This is a genomic window from Stenotrophomonas lactitubi (assembly GCF_002803515.1).
In the GTDB taxonomy this organism is placed as follows: Bacteria; Pseudomonadota; Gammaproteobacteria; order Xanthomonadales; family Xanthomonadaceae; genus Stenotrophomonas; species Stenotrophomonas lactitubi.
Window position 1 is genome coordinate 871486 of sequence record NZ_PHQX01000001.1, and the last position, 17144, is coordinate 888629.

A 17144-nucleotide genomic window follows, 5' to 3' on the forward strand; every position below is an offset into this window, starting at 1 on the left:
TCGCTATACCGAACTTCGCACTACTGTTGACTTCAACGTAGTGGAGGGCCGGTCATGTCCGAAGACGATGTCCACCTGAAGAAGTTCCAGAAGGAGCTCAGCGCCGGCACGGTCTCGTTGGCCCTGCTGGCGGTGCTGGCCCGCGCCGGTGAGCCGCTGTACGGCTACCTGATCGCCAAAGAGCTGGAGCGTGTGGGCGAGGGCGTGCTCAGCGGCAAGCAGAGCGCGCTGTACCCGGTGCTGCGCAACCTGGAGGGCGCCGGCCTGCTGGAGAGCCATGTGGAGCCGTCCAGCAGCGGGCCGCCGCGCCGCTACTACCGCATCAACGCGCGTGGCCGGGAGGTGCTGGAGCAATGGCGCCAGGCCTGGCGTGACACCCGTGATTCCGTCGATTCCGTGTTGGAGGGGATACCGCAATGAACGACCTGAACCTGGCAGGCAACAGTCTGCCCAGCACCATTCCGCAGTACCTGGCGCAGTTGCGTGCGGCACTGGACGGTGCCGATCCGGCGATGGTGCAGGACGCCCTGTACGACGCCGAGGAATACCTGCGCTCTGAACTGGCAGCGCAACCCGGCCGCAGCGAAGCCGAGGTCATCGCCGATGTCGCCGGCAGCTACGGTGCACCGGACGAGGTGGCGGAGATCTATCGCGAAACCGAGCTCACGGTGAACCGCGCGCTGCGTACGCCGCGGGCCGACACGGGCCCGGTGCTGCGTGCAGCGGCCGAGGCCAGCGGTGCTGCACCGGCGGCGCAGCCGGCAGTCCCCGCGCAGCGTTCGCTGCTGGCGCGCTTCTTCGGCGTGGTGACCGACCCGCACACCTACGGCGCGCTGTTCTACATGCTGTTGTCGCTGGCCACCGGCATCTTCTTCTTCACCTGGGTGGTCACCGGCCTGTCGTTGTCGCTGGGCCTGCTGATCCTGATCATCGGCGTCCCGTTGACCGTGCTGTTCTTCGGCTCGGTGCGTGGGCTGGCGTTGCTGGAAGGGCGGCTGGTGGAAGCGCTGCTGGGTGAGCGCATGCCGCGCCGGCCGCAGTACACCGACCGCAGCCGCAGCTGGCTGCAGCGTATCGGCGACATGTTCACCGATGGCCGCACCTGGCTGACCCTGCTGTACTTCGTGCTGATGCTGCCGCTGGGCATCATCTACTTCACGATCGCGGTGACCCTGCTGTCGCTGTCGCTGGGTTTGATCTGGGCGCCGGTGGCGGCGATCTTCAGTGGCGATATCCCCGGCATCTACATCAACGACGTGAACGTTCTGCCTATGGCGGCCTCGCCGCTGGTGGCCATCGGGGTTGCAGCGGTGGGCGTGTTGCTGCTGCTGCTGACGATGCACCTGGCACGCGGCATCGGCAAGCTGCACGGCATGCTGGCCAAGAACCTGCTGGTGCGGTTGTAAAGCGGGAATCCACGCTTGGGTAGGTGCCAACCTTGGTTGGCACGATGCCGCCGGCATCGGGATTCACGGCAGAGCGCCAACCAAGGTTGGCATCTACCGGAAGCAGGGCGGGTTACCCCGCCTTGCGGCGCAGCGGGGTGACGTTGCTCTTCTTCTTCGTCGCCTTCGCTGCCGGGGCTTCGGCATGCGCGGCGAAGAAGTCACGCACCTTCGGGTAGACCACTTCGCGCCAGCGGCGGCCGCTGAAGATGCCGTAGTGGCCCGCGCCTTCGACGATGAAATGCTCGCGGCGGTCAGCAGCAATGCCGGTGCACAGCGACTGCGCCGCTTCGGTCTGGCCGAGGCCGGCGATATCGTCCAATTCGCCTTCGATGCTCAGCAGTGCGGTATCGCGGATCGCCGACGGATCGACCTTTTCGCCGTTGACCACCCACTCGCCACGCGGCAGCAGGAAGTCCTGGAACACCACGGAAATGGTGTCCAGGTAGTACTTGGCCGGCATGTCCAGCACGGCGTTGTACTCGTCGTAGAAATTGCGATGCGCGTCGGCATCCTCCAGGTCGCCCTTCACCAGGTCGGTGTAGAAATCCCAGTGCGAACTGAAGTGGCGGCTGGGATTCATCGACAGGAAGCCTGCGTGCTGCAGGAAGCCGGGATACACGCGGCGACCGGCACCGGGATAGCTGGCCGGCACGGTGTGGATGACATTGTTCTCGAACCACGACAGCGGGTTCTGCGTCGCCAGGTTGTTGACCGCGGTCGGGCTGCAGCGCGCATCGATCGGGCCGCCCATCATCACCAGCGTGCGCGGCGTCGGTTCACCGCGGCTGGCCATCAATGACACCGCGGCCAGCACCGGTACGGTCGGCTGGCAGACACTGACCACGTGCAGGCGCTCGACGCCGAGATGGCGGATGAACTCCTGGATGTAGGCGATGTAATCGTCCAGCCCGAACTCGCCTTCGCTGCCGGGCACCATGCGCGCGTCGACCCAGTCGGTCACGTACACACGGTGGTCGCGCAGCAGCGTGCGCACGGTATCGCGCAGCAGCGTGGCGTGATGGCCCGACAATGGCGCCACCACCAGCACGAACGGCTGGTTGAGCATGGTGTGCAGCTGGTCGGCTTCATTGCTGTGGCGCTTGAAGCGCAGCAGCTTGCAGAACGGCTTGCTGAGTTCCTCGTGCACCACGATCGGCACGCGCTCGCCCTCGACTTCGATTTCGTTGATGCCCCACTCGGGCTTCTCGTAATCCTTGCCGATGCGGTGGAACAGCTCATTGACCGCCGCCAGGCGATCAGCGCCGGGCATCTGCGACCACCAGTGTCCCTGGTTGGCGAAGAACTTGGCGTTGGCCTGGGCCTGGTGCACCCAGGGGGCGAGCAGGTTGCGGGTCAGTTCGTGCAGTTGATAGAGCATGCCGACCGAATATGTATGGTCTTATGTTGCCGCGCAGCATAGCGCATCCAACTGTCCCGGACGTTAAGCGCACTCAATGGGCGGTATTCAGCGGGCGGCCTGCTCCAGCGCGGCTGCTTCACCGGCCAGTGCTGGTCCCAGCCAGAGGTGGGACCCGACCGCCTGCAGGCCTTGGCGCGTCAGCTCGCGCCGGTACCAGCGGGCCGGACGCGACTGGAAGCCGTCATGGTCGCCCTCGAATTCATCTTCGGCGGCGAAGGTCTCCAGGAACGCCACGCCTGCGGTCAGCTCGGCGACACCGGCCAGGCCCGCGCGCAGTTCGCGGTTGGGCACGTAGTGCATCACGTCCGAACAGACCAGCAGATCGACCGGGGCGCAGGGCCGCAGCCAGGCGAAATCACCAAAGCTGGCCAAGTGCAGGTTGCGGGTCCGGCCGTAGCGGCGCACAGCGTACTCGCTGCTGTCGAAACCGAGGTATTCGACCTTCGGACGCAGTTTCAGCAGCGGCGCGCGCCAGGCGCCTTCGCCGCAGCCGATGTCCAGCACGCTGCGGATCGGTCGTTCCAGGTAGTACTCGGCCGTGGCCACGGCGAGGGCGACCTTGCGCGCCAGGCGTGCACTGCCACCGATATCGGCGCGGCGGTACCAGCGTTGGAAGTAGGCGGCGTCGTAGGTCTTGTCCATGGCGGTCCGGTGCAGTCGTGAAATCGGCGCCTATCGTACGGTGTTGCAGCACACCATGCGTCGATGTGTCGCGGCGGTTGCACGTGGGGTGGCCTCGCCACGACATGCGAGAATGACGGACATCCACGCCAGCCGCCGGAGCGAGCGCATGCAGAGCTACTACTGGGTCAAGACCTTCCACATCGTGTTCGTGGTGGCGTGGATGGCCACGGTGTTCTACCTGCCGCGCATCCTGGTGAACCTGTCCGAGACGGCAGGGCAGCCGGCGGTGGTCGAGCGCCTGCAGCTGATGGGCATGCGCCTGTACCGCTTCGGCCATTCGATGTTCGGCCTGGCGTTCGTGCTCGGCCTGGTGTTGTGGCTGGGCTACAAGGTGATTCCGGATTTCCCGACCATGGTCGCCCCGGGCGGCGCGGGCTGGCTGCATGCCAAGCTGGGCCTGGTGGTGGTGCTGCTGGCGTACTTCATCTGGATCGGGCGCCTGCTCAAGGGTGTGGCCAAGGGCAGGGCGCTGCCATCCTCGCGCGCGCTGCGCTGGATCAACGAGATTCCGTTGCTGGCGTTCATTCCGATCGTGTGGCTGGTGCTGGCCAAGCCGTTCTGAGGGGCGTCACTTGGACCCGGTAGATCCACGCCATGCGTGGATGCTGTGCGAGGTACAAACAAGAAGAGCCGGGCATCTGCCCGGCTCTTTCGTTTCTGCAATCCCCTGCATGTTGCCGGCCAGCGGCCGGCACTACCAAGCTTGTCTAGCGGCCGGCAGCACCGGGCTTACGCCGCTTCGTACGTGCCGTAGCTGCGCAGGCGCTTGTAGCGCTGGTCCAGCAGTTCCTGGGTGGACAGCGCATCCAGCGCTTCCAGCTCATTCAGCAGCACGGCCTTCAGGCGCTTGGCCATCTGCGTCGGGTTGCGGTGGGCGCCGCCGGTCGGCTCGCGCACGACCTTGTCGACCAGGCCCAGGCCCTTCAGGCGCGGCGCGGTCAGGCCCAGCTGCTCGGCAGCATCCTTGGCCTTGCCGGCGTCCTTCCACAGGATCGAGGCGCAGCCTTCCGGGGTGATGGTCGAGTACACCGCGTATTCCAGCATCACGGTGCGGTCGCCCACGCCCAGCGCCAGCGCGCCGCCGGAGCCGCCTTCACCGATCACGGTGCAGATGATCGGTACCTTCAGCTCGGCCATCTCGATCAGGTTGCGCGCGATCGCTTCGGACTGGCCGCGCGACTCGGCGTCGATGCCCGGCCAGGCGCCGGCGGTATCGATCAGGGTCAGCACCGGCAGGCCGAAGCGCTCGGCCATCTTCATCAGGCGCAGCGCCTTGCGGTAGCCCTCGGGCTTGGGCATGCCGAAGTTGCGCTTGATCTTTTCCTTGGTGTCGCGGCCCTTCTGGTGGCCGATGACCATCACCGAGCGACCATTGATGCGGGCCAGGCCGCCCATGATCGCCTTGTCGTCAGCAAAGGCCCGGTCGCCGGCCAGTTCCTGGAACTCATCGCAGATGATGCGGATGTAGTCGGCGGTGTACGGGCGCGACGGGTGGCGTGCCAGCTGCAGCACCTGCCACGAGGTCAGGTTGCGGAAGATCTGTGCGGTACGCACGCGCAGCTTGTCCTGCAGCGCATGCACTTCGGCCTCGACATTGACCGCCGGCCCGGCACTGGCGTTGCGCAGTTCCTGGATCTTGGCTTCCAGGTCGGCGATGGGTTGCTCGAAGTCGAGGTAGTTCGGATTCATCGGAAGCCGTCGTGTAAAGAAGAGGGGAATTCTAGCCGAATGCGCAGGAACGGCCCGTACGCCTTCGTCTGGAAACCGACGGTAGCGCAGTGGGGGCCAGCGGCGCCAGTCGGCCGCCGGCCGCCGGTTCAGGGCAGGACCAGCGCGCTGCGGGCCATTTCGGTGCTGCGGATCGTCACGAAGTCGTTGTAGGCCCGGTTGGCCGCCACCGGCAGTTTCGCGCCCAGCGTCATGGTGGCGCGGGTGAAGGCCATCTGCGCCTGGAAGTCTTCCTTGCGCAGGGCCTTCTGCTCGCTGGCCGTGGTGGCCTTCAGCCAGCGCGCATAGATATCGCGCACGGGACCGGCATGGGCCTCGAAGGCCGGGTCCAGGGCGGGCAGCGCGGGCGCCGGTTGCAGCGTGTAGGCGGGCGCCACGTAGCCGGCGGGCTGCTCGCGCTTGTAGGCACCGGGTTCGCCCATGCCGTCCTCGACATAGGCGATGAAGTCCGGCGCGGTGAAGATCTTGGTGCTGATCCTGCCGCCGGTCGAATCGACGTGGGCAACCACCTGCTCCTCGGGGAACGGCTCGCGCACGCCGAAGTTCCAGGTCTTGTCGATGAACAGGCCGTGGTGCTTTTCGAACGGTCCCTTGAACTCGACCCCACCCAGCTCGATGCCCGGGCCGCTGACGCCGAAGTTTTTCAGCTTGTCCTCGCCGGTCACATAGATCTCGCGCGCGGTCACGTATTCGCTGAGGCTGGGGTTGATCAGGCCGCCGCGGCCGTCGGCGTAGACGATGAAGCGCACGTCGCCCAAGCGGTCGGTATGCAGCTGATGCTCACCGGCAGCCAGGCTGATCGGCCGCGACGCGTGCGCGGCCACCGGCAGTTCCTTGCCATCGATGCTGATCGCCAGCGGTGCATCGGTCGGGTTGTCGATCTCGAAATCGACCTTGGAGGAACAGCCGGCCAGCGCAAGCGCGGCCATCATCGGCAACAACAGGTTCTTCATTGCGGGCAATCGTCCTTGACGTATGCAGCGGGAAAACAACAACGGATCCGGGGCCAGCCTCAGCTGGCCCAGGGCGGGCTGTAGCGCACCTTCAGCGTGCGCACGGCCGGTTCGGCGCGCAGCGCCTCCATCAGCTTGGAATCGACACGCACCGCGCTCTGCCCGGAGACATCGAGCATGCCGGCGATGCCGCCATCGGGGCCCTTCAGCAGCAGGTCCAAGCGCAGGGGCGTGCGGCCGGGGCGGTGGCGGTCGAGCAGGGCGTCGATGCGTTCCCACACCGGTCGCTGCTGGCGCAGGTCCAGCCGCAGTGACAGGCGCGTGGCGTAGTTCGCACAGACCTCGTCGAAGTCCCAGCACTGGCGGATCCGCAACGCGAAGCCGCCATTGAATTCGTCTTCGCGCAGGCCGCCCTTGACCACCAGGATGCGGTCCTTGGTCATCAGGTGGCCGAACTCGGCCATGGCATCGGAGAACGCGCTGCATTCGACGCGGCCCCGACCATCTTCCAGCTGGATGAAGATCTGGCTCTCGCCCTTGCGGCGCACGCCGACCACCTGGCCGGCAAGCACGGTCTGCACTTCCGGGCGCCAGCGCTTCTCGCCGCCGCCACTGTTGCTGTTGGCACTCCAGATCTTTTCCACCGAGCCAAGGTCGGTACCGACCAGGTCGCGCACATCATCGCGCCAGGGATCGAAGGGGTGGCCGCTGAGATAGAAGCCCAGCGTGTCGCGCTCGCCGTTTAGGCGCTGCAGCAACGGCCATTCGTCGGTTTCCTGCAGCTCCAGGTGGATGGCCTGCACGCCCGGCTCGGGGCCGCCGAACAGCGAGTTCTGGCCGGACGCGCGCTCGCGCGCCATCTGTTCGGTGGCCTTGATCACTTCCGGCAGCTGCAGCATCAGCGAGGCACGGTTGTGACCCAGCTCATCCAGCGCACCGCAGTTGATCATGGCTTCCAGCGTGCGCCGGTTGAGCTTGGCCGAACCGATGCGCGTGCAGAAGTCGAGCAGATCGGTGTAGTCGCCGCCGCGCAGGCGCTCGTCCACCACCGCTTCGCAGGCCCCCTGGCCGACGCCCTTGATCGCACCCAGGCCGTACTGGATCGTGTCCGGCGTGGCCGCTTCAAACATGAAGGCGGACTGGTTCACCTTCGGCGGCAGCACGGTCAGGCCGAGGTTGCGCACCTCGTCCAGGAAGCCGACCACCTTTTCGGTGTTGTCCATGTCCGAAGACAGCGTCGCGGCCATGAACTCGGCCGGATAATGGCGCTTGAGCCAGGCGGTCTGGTAACTCACCAGGGCGTAGGCGGCGGCGTGCGACTTGTTGAAGCCGTAGCCGGCGAACTTCTCCATCAGGTCGAAGATCGCATCGGCCTTGGCTTCGCCGACGCCGTCCTTGGCCGCACCTTCGCGGAAGATCTCGCGGTGCTTGGCCATTTCCGCCGGCACCTTCTTGCCCATCGCACGGCGCAGCAGGTCGGCGCCGCCCAGCGAGTAGCCGCCGACGATCTGCGCCATCTGCATCACCTGCTCCTGGTACACCATGATGCCGTAGGTGTCGCGCAGGATGCGCTCGGTGCGCGGATCGGGATACTCCACGTCTTCGCGCCCGTGCTTGCGGTCGACGAAGGAGGGAATCAGGTCCATCGGGCCGGGGCGATACAGCGACACCAGCGCGATCAGGTCTTCGAAACGGTCGGGCTTGGCGTCCTTCAGCAGGCGGCGCATGCCCGAGGATTCGAACTGGAACACCGCACCGGTATTGCCCGAGGCGAAGATGTCCTTGTAGGTGGGCGCATCGTCCAGCGGCAGCTGGGTGATGTCCACCGGCGGAATGCCGGCGCGCTCGTGGCGCTTGTTGATCGCCTTCACCGCCCAGTCGATGATCGTCAGCGTGCGCAGGCCGAGGAAGTCGAACTTCACCAGGCCGACTTCTTCAACGTCGTTCTTGTCGAACTGGGTGACCGGATTCTTGCCGCGGCCCTCTTCATCGTGTTCGGCGAACAGCGGGCAGAACTCGCTCAGCGGCTCGGGCGCGATCACCACGCCGCCGGCGTGCTTGCCTGCGTTGCGGGTGAGGTCTTCCAGCTGCCGCGCCAGGTCGATCAGGTCGCGGACATCGTCCTCGCTCTGGTAGCGCTGGATCAGCTCGGGCGAGGCCATCTCGCTGTCCTTGCCCTCACCCATCGCATCTTTCAGCGAGATGCCGAGGATGTTCGGGATCAGCTTGGCGACACCGTCGACCAGGCCATAGGGGAAGCCGAGCACGCGGCCGGAGTCGCGCACCACCGCCTTGGCCGCCATGGTGCCGTAGGTGATGATCTGGCTGACCCGCTCGCGGCCATATTTGCGTGCGACGTAGTCGATGACTTCGTCGCGACGGTCCATGCAGAAGTCGATGTCGAAGTCGGGCATCGACACGCGTTCGGGGTTGAGGAAGCGCTCGAACAGCAGGTTGTACGGCAGAGGGTCCAGATCGGTGATCTGCAGCGCCCACGCCACCAGCGAGCCGGCACCGGAACCACGGCCTGGACCGATCGGGATGCCCTGCGCTTTGCCCCACTGGATGAAGTCGGCCACGATCAGGAAGTAGCCGGGGAAGCCCATCTTGATGATGGTGTCCAGCTCGAACTCGAGGCGGTCGCTGTAATCCTGCGCGGTCATGCCGGGCGCGATGGGATTCTTTTCCAGGCGCGCGGCCAGGCCCTTGCGCGATTCGCTGCGGATCCAACTGTCCAGCGTCTCCTCGTCGGGCACCGGATAGTCGGGCAGGAAGTAGGTGCCCAGGCGCATCTCGATGTTGCAGCGCTCGGCCAGCGCCAGCGTGTTGTCGATCGCATCGGGGATGTCGGCAAACAGCGCGCACATCTCCTCGGCCGACTTCAGGTACTGCTGGTCGCTGTACTCGCGTGGGCGCTTGGGGTCATCCAGCACGCGGCCGGTGGAGATGCACACGCGTGCTTCGTGCGCGCTGAAATCGGATGGCGACAGGAAGCGTACGTCGTTGCTGGCGACCACCGGCAGGCCGCGCTGGCCGGCGGCCATCAGCGCGAACTGGTTGAAGCTTTCTTCGCCGTCGCGACCGGTGCGGGTCAGCTCCAGGTGCAGGCCGTCGCCGAACACGCGCTGCCAGTCGGCCAGCTGCTGTTCGGCCAGGTCATGCTTGCCATCCAGCGCCAGGCGCCCGGCCAGGCTGTCACGGCCGGCCAGGGCGAACAGGCTGGCGTTGCCGGCCTTCAGCCAGTCCGGGTGCACGGCCACGCCGCCCTCGGGGCGATGGCCTTCCATCCAGGCGCGGGTCAGCAGCCGCGACAGGCTCAGATAGCCCTCGCGGTCGCGGCACAGCAGCGTCATCCGCCACGGGTCCTGGCCTTCCTCGGCGATCATCACGTCGGCGCCGGCGATGGGCTTGATGCCCACGCCTTCGGCAGCCTTGTAGAACTTGACCAGGGCGAACAGGTTGTTGAGGTCGGTCACCGCCAGCGCAGGCAGGCCGAGTTCGACCGAACGTGACAGCAGGTTGGCCTGCTTGGCCTTCTTCGGGTCAGCCTGGTCCGGCTTGGCCGGCACGCGGATGGTCGAGTCCGCCAGCGAGAACTCGGTGTGGACGTGGAGATGTACGAAGCGGGAGTTGGACATGCCGGACCAGGTTGGAGCGCGCAGGCCCCGGGTGCAGACGCGGGAATCGTCGCCGGGGTCGGGAAGCGCTGGAGTGCCCGGTCAGGGTAGCGAGGGCAGGGGGTGGCGACAAGCTCTTGACATGCCCGGGAAGACGGCCGGGTTCAGGCGTGCGGGAGGCCGCCTTCTGTAGAGCCGAGCCCATGCTCGGCTGCTGTGGACAGCCGAGCATGGGCTCGGCTCTGCAACTCCAGCAGGCTCAGGCGATGGTCGCGACAGCGGGCGCTTCCAGGCACTCGCGCACCGGGGCGAAACTGCGCCGGTGCTCCGCGCACGGCCCGTGTTCACGCAGGGCGGCCAGATGTGCCGGGGTGCCGTAGCCCTTGTGCTGGTCGAAGCCGTACTGCGGGTGGCGAGCGTGCAGGTCCAGCATGTAGCGGTCGCGCGAGACCTTGGCCAGGATCGAGGCCGCCATGATCGCGCGGTCGATGCCATCGCCGCCGACCAGCGCCTGCGCCGGCAGCACCAATCCCTTGGGTACTACGTTGCCATCGATGCGGGCGAAGCCGGCCACATGGGCCACCGCCGCGACGACATCGCGCATGCCCTGCAGCGTGGCTTGATAGATGTTCAGGCGATCGATGGCTTCCACGTCCACCAGCACCACGTGCCAGGCCAGGGCGCGGTCGAGGATGCGGTCATGCAGCTGCTCGCGGCGGGCCGCGGTCAGCTGCTTGGAATCATCCAGACCATTCAGTCGTGGCCGCTGCGGATCGAACACCACCGCTGCCACCGCGACGGGGCCAGCCAGCGGTCCCCGACCCGCTTCGTCGACACCGGCGATGCGGTGGCCGGGGTCGATCACCGCGGCGCCATCAAACAGGGCCAGGCTGGCCGCTGCGGCATGGCGACGGCTCATGCTTTTTCCTGGCCGCGGACCAGTAGCTCGCCAACGGCATCGGCTGCACGCGCCGAGGCATTGCGGCGCAGGCGTTCATGCAGGCGCGCGTAGATACCGTGCAGGTCTGCGATCCGCTGCGGGTGGTCAAACCACTGCTGGACGGCCGCCGCCAGTTTCTCCGGCGTGCAGTCGTGCTGCATCAGCTCCGGCGCCAGGTCCTGACCGGCAAGGATGTTGGGCAGGGCGAAGCGGTCGACCTTGATCAACCCCAGCGCCTTCACCAGGCGGTACGTCAGTTCGTTGACCCGGTAGCCGACGACCATCGGCCGCTTCACCAGCATCGCTTCCAGGGTCGCGGTGCCGGAGGCCAGCACCACCACGTCGGCGGCGATCATCGCGCTGCGCGCCTGGCCGTCCAGTACATGCGAATAGGCCACCGGCAGTGCCGAGCGTGACAGCTGTTCTTCGATCAGGCGGCGGCAGGCCGCGTTGGCCGCAGGGACCACCACGTGCAGGCCGGGAATGCGCTCGGACACCTGCCAGGCGGCCTCGAAAAAGGCTTCGCCGAGCTTGGAGATCTCGCCCAGGCGGCTGCCGGGAAGCACGGCCAGCACCTTGGCCGAGGCGGGCAGGCCGAGTTCGATCCGGGCCGCTTCACGGTCGACGTGCAGCGGGATGTCATCGGCCATCGGATGGCCGACGAAGCGCGCGTCGATGCCGTGCTTGGCGTAGATCGGTGGTTCCATCGGGAACAGGCACAGTACCAGGTCGGCGCTGCTGCCGATCTTCTCGGCGCGCTTCTCGCGCCATGCCCATACCGAAGGGCTGACGTAGTGCACGGTGCGCACGCCACGCTGTTTCAGCCAGCGTTCGATGCCCAGATTGAAGTCCGGAGCATCGATGCCGATGAACACATCCGGCTGCCACTCCAGCGCACGCTGGCGGAACGCCGAACGCAGCTTGAGCAGGCGCGGCAGATGGCGCAGCACTTCGGTCAGGCCCATCACCGCCAGTTCGCTGGCATCGTGCCAGGTCTGGCAACCGGCGCTGCGCATCGCATCGCCGCCGATGCCGGCGAATTCGGCATGCGGGAAGCGGGCTTTCAGTTCGCGTATCAGGCCCGCACCGAGCAGGTCGCCGGAGGCTTCACCGGCGACCAGCGCGATCCGCAACGGGCGATCACTCAGCACCCGGTGTGCAGGCACGCTGCCGGCCATCGAGGCCAGCGAAATCACCTCGGCGCCGGCCGGCGCCTGGCCGGTCGCGCTGCTCATCGCAGCAGGTGCCTCTCGGTGTGTTCGATGAAGTCCAGCATCGACTTGACGTCGTCGCTGTCGCGCGCTTGCTCGGCCAGCTGCGCCTTGGCTTCGGCCAGCGGCAGGCCCGCCACGTACAGCGTGCGGTAGGCGCGCTTGATGGCGGTGATGCGTTCGGGGTCGAATCCGCGGCGCTTCAGGCCCTCGCTGTTGATGCCGCGCGGGCGGCCCAGCGAGTCGGTGCCGACCATGGTGAACGGGGGCACGTCGCCATTGGTCAGCGCGCCCATGCCGAGGAAGGCATGCGCACCGATGCGGCAGAACTGATGCGCGCCGGCGAAGCCGCTGATGATCACGTAGTCACCCACGGTCACGTGGCCGGCCAGCGTGGTGTTGTTGGAGAACACGCAGAAGTTGCCGACGTGGCAATCGTGGGCCACGTGCGTGTAGGCCAGCATCCAGTTGTCATCGCCGATGGTGGTGATGCCGCCGCCGCCGCCGGTGCCACGGTTGAGGGTGACGAACTCGCGGAACACGTTGCGGTCGCCGATCACCAGTTCGGTGCGTTCACCGGCGTACTTCTTGTCCTGCGGCTCGCCGCCGACCGCGACGTGGCCGATGAAACGGTTGTCGCGGCCGATCCGGGTCGGGCCGTGCACGCTGCAGTGCGGGCCGACCTGGGTGCCGGCACCGATTTCGACTTCCGGGCCGATGATCGTGAACGCGCCCACGCGGACATCGTCGGCCAGGCGCGCCGACGGATCGATCACGGCGGTGGGATGGATCAGGGGGGCGTTGTCGCTCATCTCGGGCCTCCAGCCAGGGTCATTCGCGGGTGCCGGCGCACAGCACCTCGGCGCAGGCGACGACTTCGCCGTCGACCTTGGCCACGCAGTCGTACACGGCCATGTTGCGGATTACGCGCTTGATCTCGACGTGCATTTCCAGCACGTCACCCGGCACCACCTGCTTGGTGAAGCGGGCCTTGTCGACCTTGACCATGTAGAACAGCTTGGACTGCGCATCGCGGCCCAGCGTCAACTGGGTCAGCACGCCACCGGCCTGGGCCATGGCTTCGATGATCAGCACGCCGGGCATGATCGGCTGGCCCGGGAAGTGGCCCTGGAAGAACGGCTCGTTGATGCTGACGTTCTTGGTCGCGACGATCGTGCGCTTCTCGTAGTCGATCGACACCACCTTGTCCACCAGCAGGAACGGGTAGCGGTGCGGAAGCAGCGTCTGGATCTGCGCCATGTCCGGCAGGGTCTGGGGCTGGCTCATTCTTTCTCCTTGCTCACAGACAGGATGCGACGGGCCAGTGCATCGAGCTGCTTGAAGCGCGCGGCGTTTTTGCGCCACGTGCGGTTGTCGGTCAGGGGCGTGCCGGAGGAATACTCGCCCGGCTCGGTGATGGAGTTGCGGACCACCGATTTGCCGGTGATCACGACCTTGTCGCAGATTTCGAGATGACCGACGACGCCAACGGCGCCGCCGAGCAGGCAGTAACGGCCGATCTTGGCGCTGCCGGCAATACCGGTGCAGCCTGCGATGGCCGAGTGGGCGCCGATCTGCACGTTGTGTGCGATCTGTACCAGGTTGTCCAGGCGGACGTCCTCGGCCAGCACGGTGTCTTCCAGCGCGCCACGGTCAACACAGGTGTTGGCGCCGATCTCGCAGTCGTCGCCGATGCGCACGCCGCCAAGCTGCGGCACCTTGATCCATTTGCCGGCATCCATTGCCAGGCCGAAGCCGTCGGCGCCCAGCACGGCGCCGGGATGGATGCGCACGCGCTTGCCCAGCTTGACGCGGGTGACCAGGGTGACGCGGGCGATCAGCTCGCAGCCGCTGTCGAGGGTGCAGTCTTCGCCGATGATGCTGCCGGCGCCGATGATGCAGTTCTCGCCGATGACGCTGCGTGCGCCGATGGTGACGAACGGGCCGACGTAGGCGCTGGCGGCGACCTGCGCCTGCGGATCGATCACCGCGCTGGGGTGGATGCCGGGCGGGCGGGTCGGGGCGATGTCGAACAGCGCGCCGATCTTGGCAAAGGTGGTGTAGGGATCCTTGGCAACCAGCGCGGTGCCGGGAGCTGCGTCGGCATCCTCGGCGCGCAGGACCACGATGCCGGCCTGGCTGTCGGCCAGCTGGGCGCGGTAGCGCGGGTTGGCGAGGAAGGTCAGCTGGCCGGCACCGGCATGGGCGAGGGTGGCCACGCCATGGATGGCGGTGCTCGGGTCGCCATGGACCTGCAGGCCGAACTGATCGGCGAGTTGCTGGGCGGTGTAGGTAGGAGTATTCACGGCGGGAGTTTAACGTGTGACGCCATTGCGGTCATGCGGGAGCAAAAGCCGGCGCCGGGTTGATCCGTGGGGCGATGGCGCAGGGGACTGCCCAGGACACGCCGTAAACCCGTCCCTGGGGGCTCGATGGCGCCATCCATGGCGCCAACGGTCCTGGTCAGCCCCCTGCGCCATCACCGGATGGTCTCCCGCGCGCGAGCGGATCCAACGTCCACAGTCGCCTGCAGCCCCGAGCCATACTCGGCTCACAGCGCGTCAGCGTGCGCTTCAATAACGAAAACGCCGGGCAATGCCCGGCGATTCGAGACCCGTCTGGTGGAGAGCCCCCCTTCTGTTAAGGGGGGCGCGCCAGCGGCGCGGGGGATAGGTGAAATGCGCGGGCAATTCACCGGAGGTGGATCAGTTCCGAGGAACGTCGTTCCTCAGAACTGGCCACCGAACGTGAACTGCAGGCGTTCGATCTCGTCGCCGTCCTTCTTCTTCAGCGGGAACGCGTAGCTGATCGAGATCGGGCCGACCGGGGCGCGCCACAGCAGGGCCACACCGGTGGACACGCGCAGCTCGTTGGCCTTGAAGTTGTCGGTGCCGTTGTAGACGTTGCCGAAGTCGACGAAGGCCGATACGCGGGCCGACGGGCTGTCGAACAGACGCGGGAAGTAGGCTTCGACCGAACCGACGGTCTTCAGCGAGCCACCCAGCGGCTGGCCGTTCGGGTAACCGCTGGTGACTTCACGCGGGCCGAGGGTGTTGTCCTCGAAACCACGCACCGAGTTGGTACCACCGGCGTAGAAGTTCTCGTAGAACGGCAGGCCCGACGCGGTGACGGTACGGGTGGTGCCGTCGCCGTTGTCGATCACGCGGGTCTTGTCGTTGCCGTAGGAATCACCGTAGCCGATTTCGGCGCGGGTGTTGATCACCAGCGAGGGGATGATCGGCCAGTACTTGCTGATCTGGTAGTTCAGCTTGTAGTACTCGATGGTCGAACCCGGCAGCGTGGTTTCCAGGCCCACGCGCTGGTAGGTACCGCGGGTCGGCATGAAGTAGTCGTTGCGGGAGTCGCGCGCCCAGCCCAGCTCCGTGCGCCATGCATGGAAGGTGCGGCTGCCGACGGCATCGATGTAGTCGATGATCGACTTCGGAGTCGAGCCCGCATACGTGGTGATCTGGTTGCTGTCGATGCCGAACATCAGCGAGACGGTGTCGGTCTCGGTGATCGGCACGCCGAACACCACCTGCGCCGAACCGTTGGTGCTGTTGTACTGCGCGGTGTTGAAGTCGGAGTAGTCCAGCTCGCGCCAGGACAGGTTGTAGCCCAGCGAGACGCCGTCATCGGTGAAGTACGGATTGGTGTAGCTGAAGCCGTAGCGCTGCAGGTAGCTGCTGCGCGAGGCTTCGACCGACACGCGGTTGCCGCCGCCCAGGAAGTTGTTCTGCGACAGCTGCACCGAGGTGGTCATGCCGTAGGACTGCGAATAGCCCAGGCCGAACACGAAGCTGCCCGAGGTGGTTTCCTTGACGTTGTAGACGACGTCGACCTGGTCGTTGCTGCCGCTGACGGCCGGGGTTTCCACTTCGACGCCTTCGAAGTAGCCCAGGCGCTGCAGGCGGATCTTGGAACGGTCGATCGCGGCCTGCGAGTACCAGCTGTTCTCGAACTGGCGCATTTCGCGGCGCATCACCTCGTCGGAGGTGCGGGTGTTGCCCTTGAAGATGATGCGGCGAACGGTCACGCGCGGGCCGGGCACGACCTGCATGTTCACCGCCACGGTCTGCTCGGCGCGGTTGGTGGTCGGAATCGGGTTCACCTTGGCGAAGGCGTAACCGATGTTGGACAGCGAGTTGGTGATCGAGTCGGAGCTGAATTCCAGCAGCGCACGCGAGAACGTGTCGCCGGACTTCTGCACGACCATGCGCTCGACGTCTTCCTGCGGCAGGATCGTATCGCCGCTGACCTTGATCTCGGAGATCTTGTACTGGTCACCTTCGGTCACGCCGGCGGTGATGAACATGTCGCGCTTGTCGGGGCTGATCGACACCTGCGTCGAGTCGATGCTGAAGTCGACATAGCCGCGGTCCAGGTACCAGGAATTCAGCTTCTCCAGGTCGCCGGAAAGCTTTTCCTTGGAGTACTGGTCGTCACGGCGGTACCACGACGCCCAGTTGTGTTCCTTGGACTCCCAGTACTCCAGGATGTCCTTGCTGTCGTACTTCTCGGTGCCGACGATGTTGACGTGGCGGATCTTGGCCGCCTTGCCTTCCTTGATCGCGATGGCGATGTCGACGCGGTTGCGATCCAGCGGGCTCACCGTCGGGGTGATGTCGACGGTGTATTTGCCACGGTCGTTGTACTGGCGGCGAAGTTCCTGGGTCACGCGGTCCAGGCTCAGGCGATCGAAGGTGCCGCCTTCGGTCAGGCCGATGTCGGACAGGCCCTTGAGCAGCTGGTCGGACTTGATGTCCTTGTTGCCGGTGACGGTCAGCTTGTTGATCGCCGGACGCTCCTTGACGGTCACCACCAGGATGCTGCCCTGGCGATCCAGCTGCACGTCTTCGAAGAAGCCGGTCTTGTACAGGGCGCGGATGGTCTCGCCGACCTTGCTGTCGGTGACGGTCTCGCCACGCTCGACCGGCAGGTAGGTGAACACCGTACCGGAGCTGATGCGCTGCAGGCCGTCGACGCGGATGTCGCTGACAGTGAAGGGCTCGGCTGCCTGGGCCAGGGCGGGAGCGCCGGTGACGGCGGCGAGGGCGAGGGCCAGCAGGCGGCGATTGGGGAGTCGCGTCATGTCACGTCCGGTAGGAAGGTCGATTTCATTGGTAAGGGATGCCGACGCTGT

General features: G+C 66.3%; 14 protein-coding genes. 3 read left to right on the plus strand and 11 right to left on the minus strand.

Annotated features, from left to right (window positions below):
* Positions 1 to 54 precede the first annotated feature (54 nt).
* On the plus strand, positions 55 to 420 hold the full coding sequence (locus tag CR156_RS04120) for a PadR family transcriptional regulator (RefSeq protein ID WP_089239815.1): 366 nt from the start codon (positions 55 to 57) through the stop codon (positions 418 to 420).
* On the plus strand, positions 417 to 1406 hold the full coding sequence (locus tag CR156_RS04125; RefSeq protein WP_100552007.1) for a sensor domain-containing protein: 990 nt from the start codon (positions 417 to 419) through the stop codon (positions 1404 to 1406). Before CR156_RS04120 ends, CR156_RS04125 begins: the two co-directional genes overlap by 4 nt.
* Before the next feature lie 112 nt (positions 1407 to 1518).
* Here CR156_RS04125 and CR156_RS04130 read toward each other — a convergent pair whose 3' ends face one another.
* Positions 1519 to 2826 carry a polyhydroxyalkanoate depolymerase gene (locus tag CR156_RS04130; RefSeq protein ID WP_100464249.1) on the minus strand — a complete coding sequence of 436 codons (1308 nt, stop codon included), beginning with the start codon at positions 2824 to 2826 and terminating at the stop codon, positions 1519 to 1521.
* 87 nt (positions 2827 to 2913) lie between these two features.
* On the minus strand, positions 2914 to 3510 hold the full coding sequence (locus tag CR156_RS04135; protein ID WP_089239821.1) for a class I SAM-dependent DNA methyltransferase: 597 nt from the start codon (positions 3508 to 3510) through the stop codon (positions 2914 to 2916).
* A gap of 148 nt (positions 3511 to 3658) precedes the next feature.
* Here CR156_RS04135 and CR156_RS04140 point away from each other — a divergent pair, with 148 nt between their 5' ends.
* Positions 3659 to 4114 carry a CopD family protein gene (locus CR156_RS04140; protein WP_025877688.1) on the plus strand — a complete coding sequence of 152 codons (456 nt, stop codon included), beginning with the start codon at positions 3659 to 3661 and terminating at the stop codon, positions 4112 to 4114.
* A gap of 167 nt (positions 4115 to 4281) precedes the next feature.
* Here CR156_RS04140 and CR156_RS04145 read toward each other — a convergent pair whose 3' ends face one another.
* From CR156_RS04145 to bamA, 9 genes are all read right to left on the minus strand, one after another.
* Positions 4282 to 5241, minus strand: a complete 960-nt coding sequence (locus tag CR156_RS04145) for an acetyl-CoA carboxylase carboxyltransferase subunit alpha (RefSeq protein ID WP_049465344.1) — start codon at positions 5239 to 5241, stop codon at positions 4282 to 4284.
* 128 nt (positions 5242 to 5369) lie between these two features.
* A complete protein-coding gene (locus tag CR156_RS04150; RefSeq protein ID WP_100552008.1) occupies positions 5370 to 6233 on the minus strand; it encodes a hypothetical protein in 864 nt (287 codons plus the stop codon).
* A 59-nt stretch (positions 6234 to 6292) separates the two neighbouring features.
* Entirely contained in the window at positions 6293 to 9871 is a 3579-nt protein-coding gene (gene dnaE, locus CR156_RS04155) for a DNA polymerase III subunit alpha (RefSeq protein WP_100552009.1), read from the minus strand.
* 238 nt (positions 9872 to 10109) lie between these two features.
* The gene (locus tag CR156_RS04160; protein ID WP_100552010.1) at positions 10110 to 10769 is read right to left on the minus strand and encodes a ribonuclease HII; all 660 of its coding nucleotides are present in this window, start codon (positions 10767 to 10769) and stop codon (positions 10110 to 10112) included.
* Positions 10766 to 11968, minus strand: coding sequence for a lipid-A-disaccharide synthase (gene lpxB / locus CR156_RS04165; RefSeq protein ID WP_243381944.1), 1203 nt, complete (start codon positions 11966 to 11968; stop codon positions 10766 to 10768). The genes CR156_RS04160 and lpxB overlap by 4 nt, the downstream gene beginning before the upstream one ends.
* A 53-nt stretch (positions 11969 to 12021) precedes the next feature.
* Positions 12022 to 12813 (minus strand): acyl-ACP--UDP-N-acetylglucosamine O-acyltransferase, encoded by a 792-nt coding sequence (lpxA, locus tag CR156_RS04170; RefSeq protein ID WP_100552012.1) that lies wholly within the window; start codon positions 12811 to 12813, stop codon positions 12022 to 12024.
* Positions 12814 to 12832: 19 nt separating this feature from the next.
* Positions 12833 to 13288: a 3-hydroxyacyl-ACP dehydratase FabZ gene (gene fabZ, locus CR156_RS04175; protein WP_089239833.1), complete on the minus strand. Its 456-nt coding sequence runs from the start codon at positions 13286 to 13288 to the stop codon at positions 12833 to 12835.
* Positions 13285 to 14307, minus strand: coding sequence for a UDP-3-O-(3-hydroxymyristoyl)glucosamine N-acyltransferase (gene lpxD / locus CR156_RS04180; protein WP_100552013.1), 1023 nt, complete (start codon positions 14305 to 14307; stop codon positions 13285 to 13287). Before lpxD ends, fabZ begins: the two co-directional genes overlap by 4 nt.
* 422 nt (positions 14308 to 14729) lie before the next feature.
* Positions 14730 to 17093 (minus strand): outer membrane protein assembly factor BamA, encoded by a 2364-nt coding sequence (bamA, locus tag CR156_RS04185; protein WP_089239837.1) that lies wholly within the window; start codon positions 17091 to 17093, stop codon positions 14730 to 14732.
* Between the last annotated feature and the right edge of the window lie 51 nt (positions 17094 to 17144).

Bases quoted from the DNA above. Each gene is read 5' to 3' on its own strand.
- CR156_RS04130 (WP_100464249.1), bottom strand. From the start codon at position 2,826: ATGCTCTATCAACTGCACGAACTGACCCGCAACCTGCTCGCCCCCTGG.
- CR156_RS04125 (WP_100552007.1), top strand. From the start codon at position 417: ATGAACGACCTGAACCTGGCAGGCAACAGTCTGCCCAGCACCATTCCG.
- CR156_RS04145 (WP_049465344.1), bottom strand. From the start codon at position 5,241: ATGAATCCGAACTACCTCGACTTCGAGCAACCCATCGCCGACCTGGAA.
- CR156_RS04150 (WP_100552008.1), bottom strand. From the start codon at position 6,233: ATGAAGAACCTGTTGTTGCCGATGATGGCCGCGCTTGCGCTGGCCGGC.
- fabZ (WP_089239833.1), bottom strand. From the start codon at position 13,288: ATGAGCCAGCCCCAGACCCTGCCGGACATGGCGCAGATCCAGACGCTG.
- CR156_RS04160 (WP_100552010.1), bottom strand. From the start codon at position 10,769: ATGAGCCGTCGCCATGCCGCAGCGGCCAGCCTGGCCCTGTTTGATGGC.
- CR156_RS04140 (WP_025877688.1), top strand. From the start codon at position 3,659: ATGCAGAGCTACTACTGGGTCAAGACCTTCCACATCGTGTTCGTGGTG.
- dnaE (WP_100552009.1), bottom strand. From the start codon at position 9,871: ATGTCCAACTCCCGCTTCGTACATCTCCACGTCCACACCGAGTTCTCG.
- CR156_RS04135 (WP_089239821.1), bottom strand. From the start codon at position 3,510: ATGGACAAGACCTACGACGCCGCCTACTTCCAACGCTGGTACCGCCGC.
- lpxB (WP_243381944.1), bottom strand. From the start codon at position 11,968: ATGGCCGGCAGCGTGCCTGCACACCGGGTGCTGAGTGATCGCCCGTTG.
- lpxA (WP_100552012.1), bottom strand. From the start codon at position 12,813: ATGAGCGACAACGCCCCCCTGATCCATCCCACCGCCGTGATCGATCCG.
- CR156_RS04120 (WP_089239815.1), top strand. From the start codon at position 55: ATGTCCGAAGACGATGTCCACCTGAAGAAGTTCCAGAAGGAGCTCAGC.
- bamA (WP_089239837.1), bottom strand. From the start codon at position 17,093: ATGACGCGACTCCCCAATCGCCGCCTGCTGGCCCTCGCCCTCGCCGCC.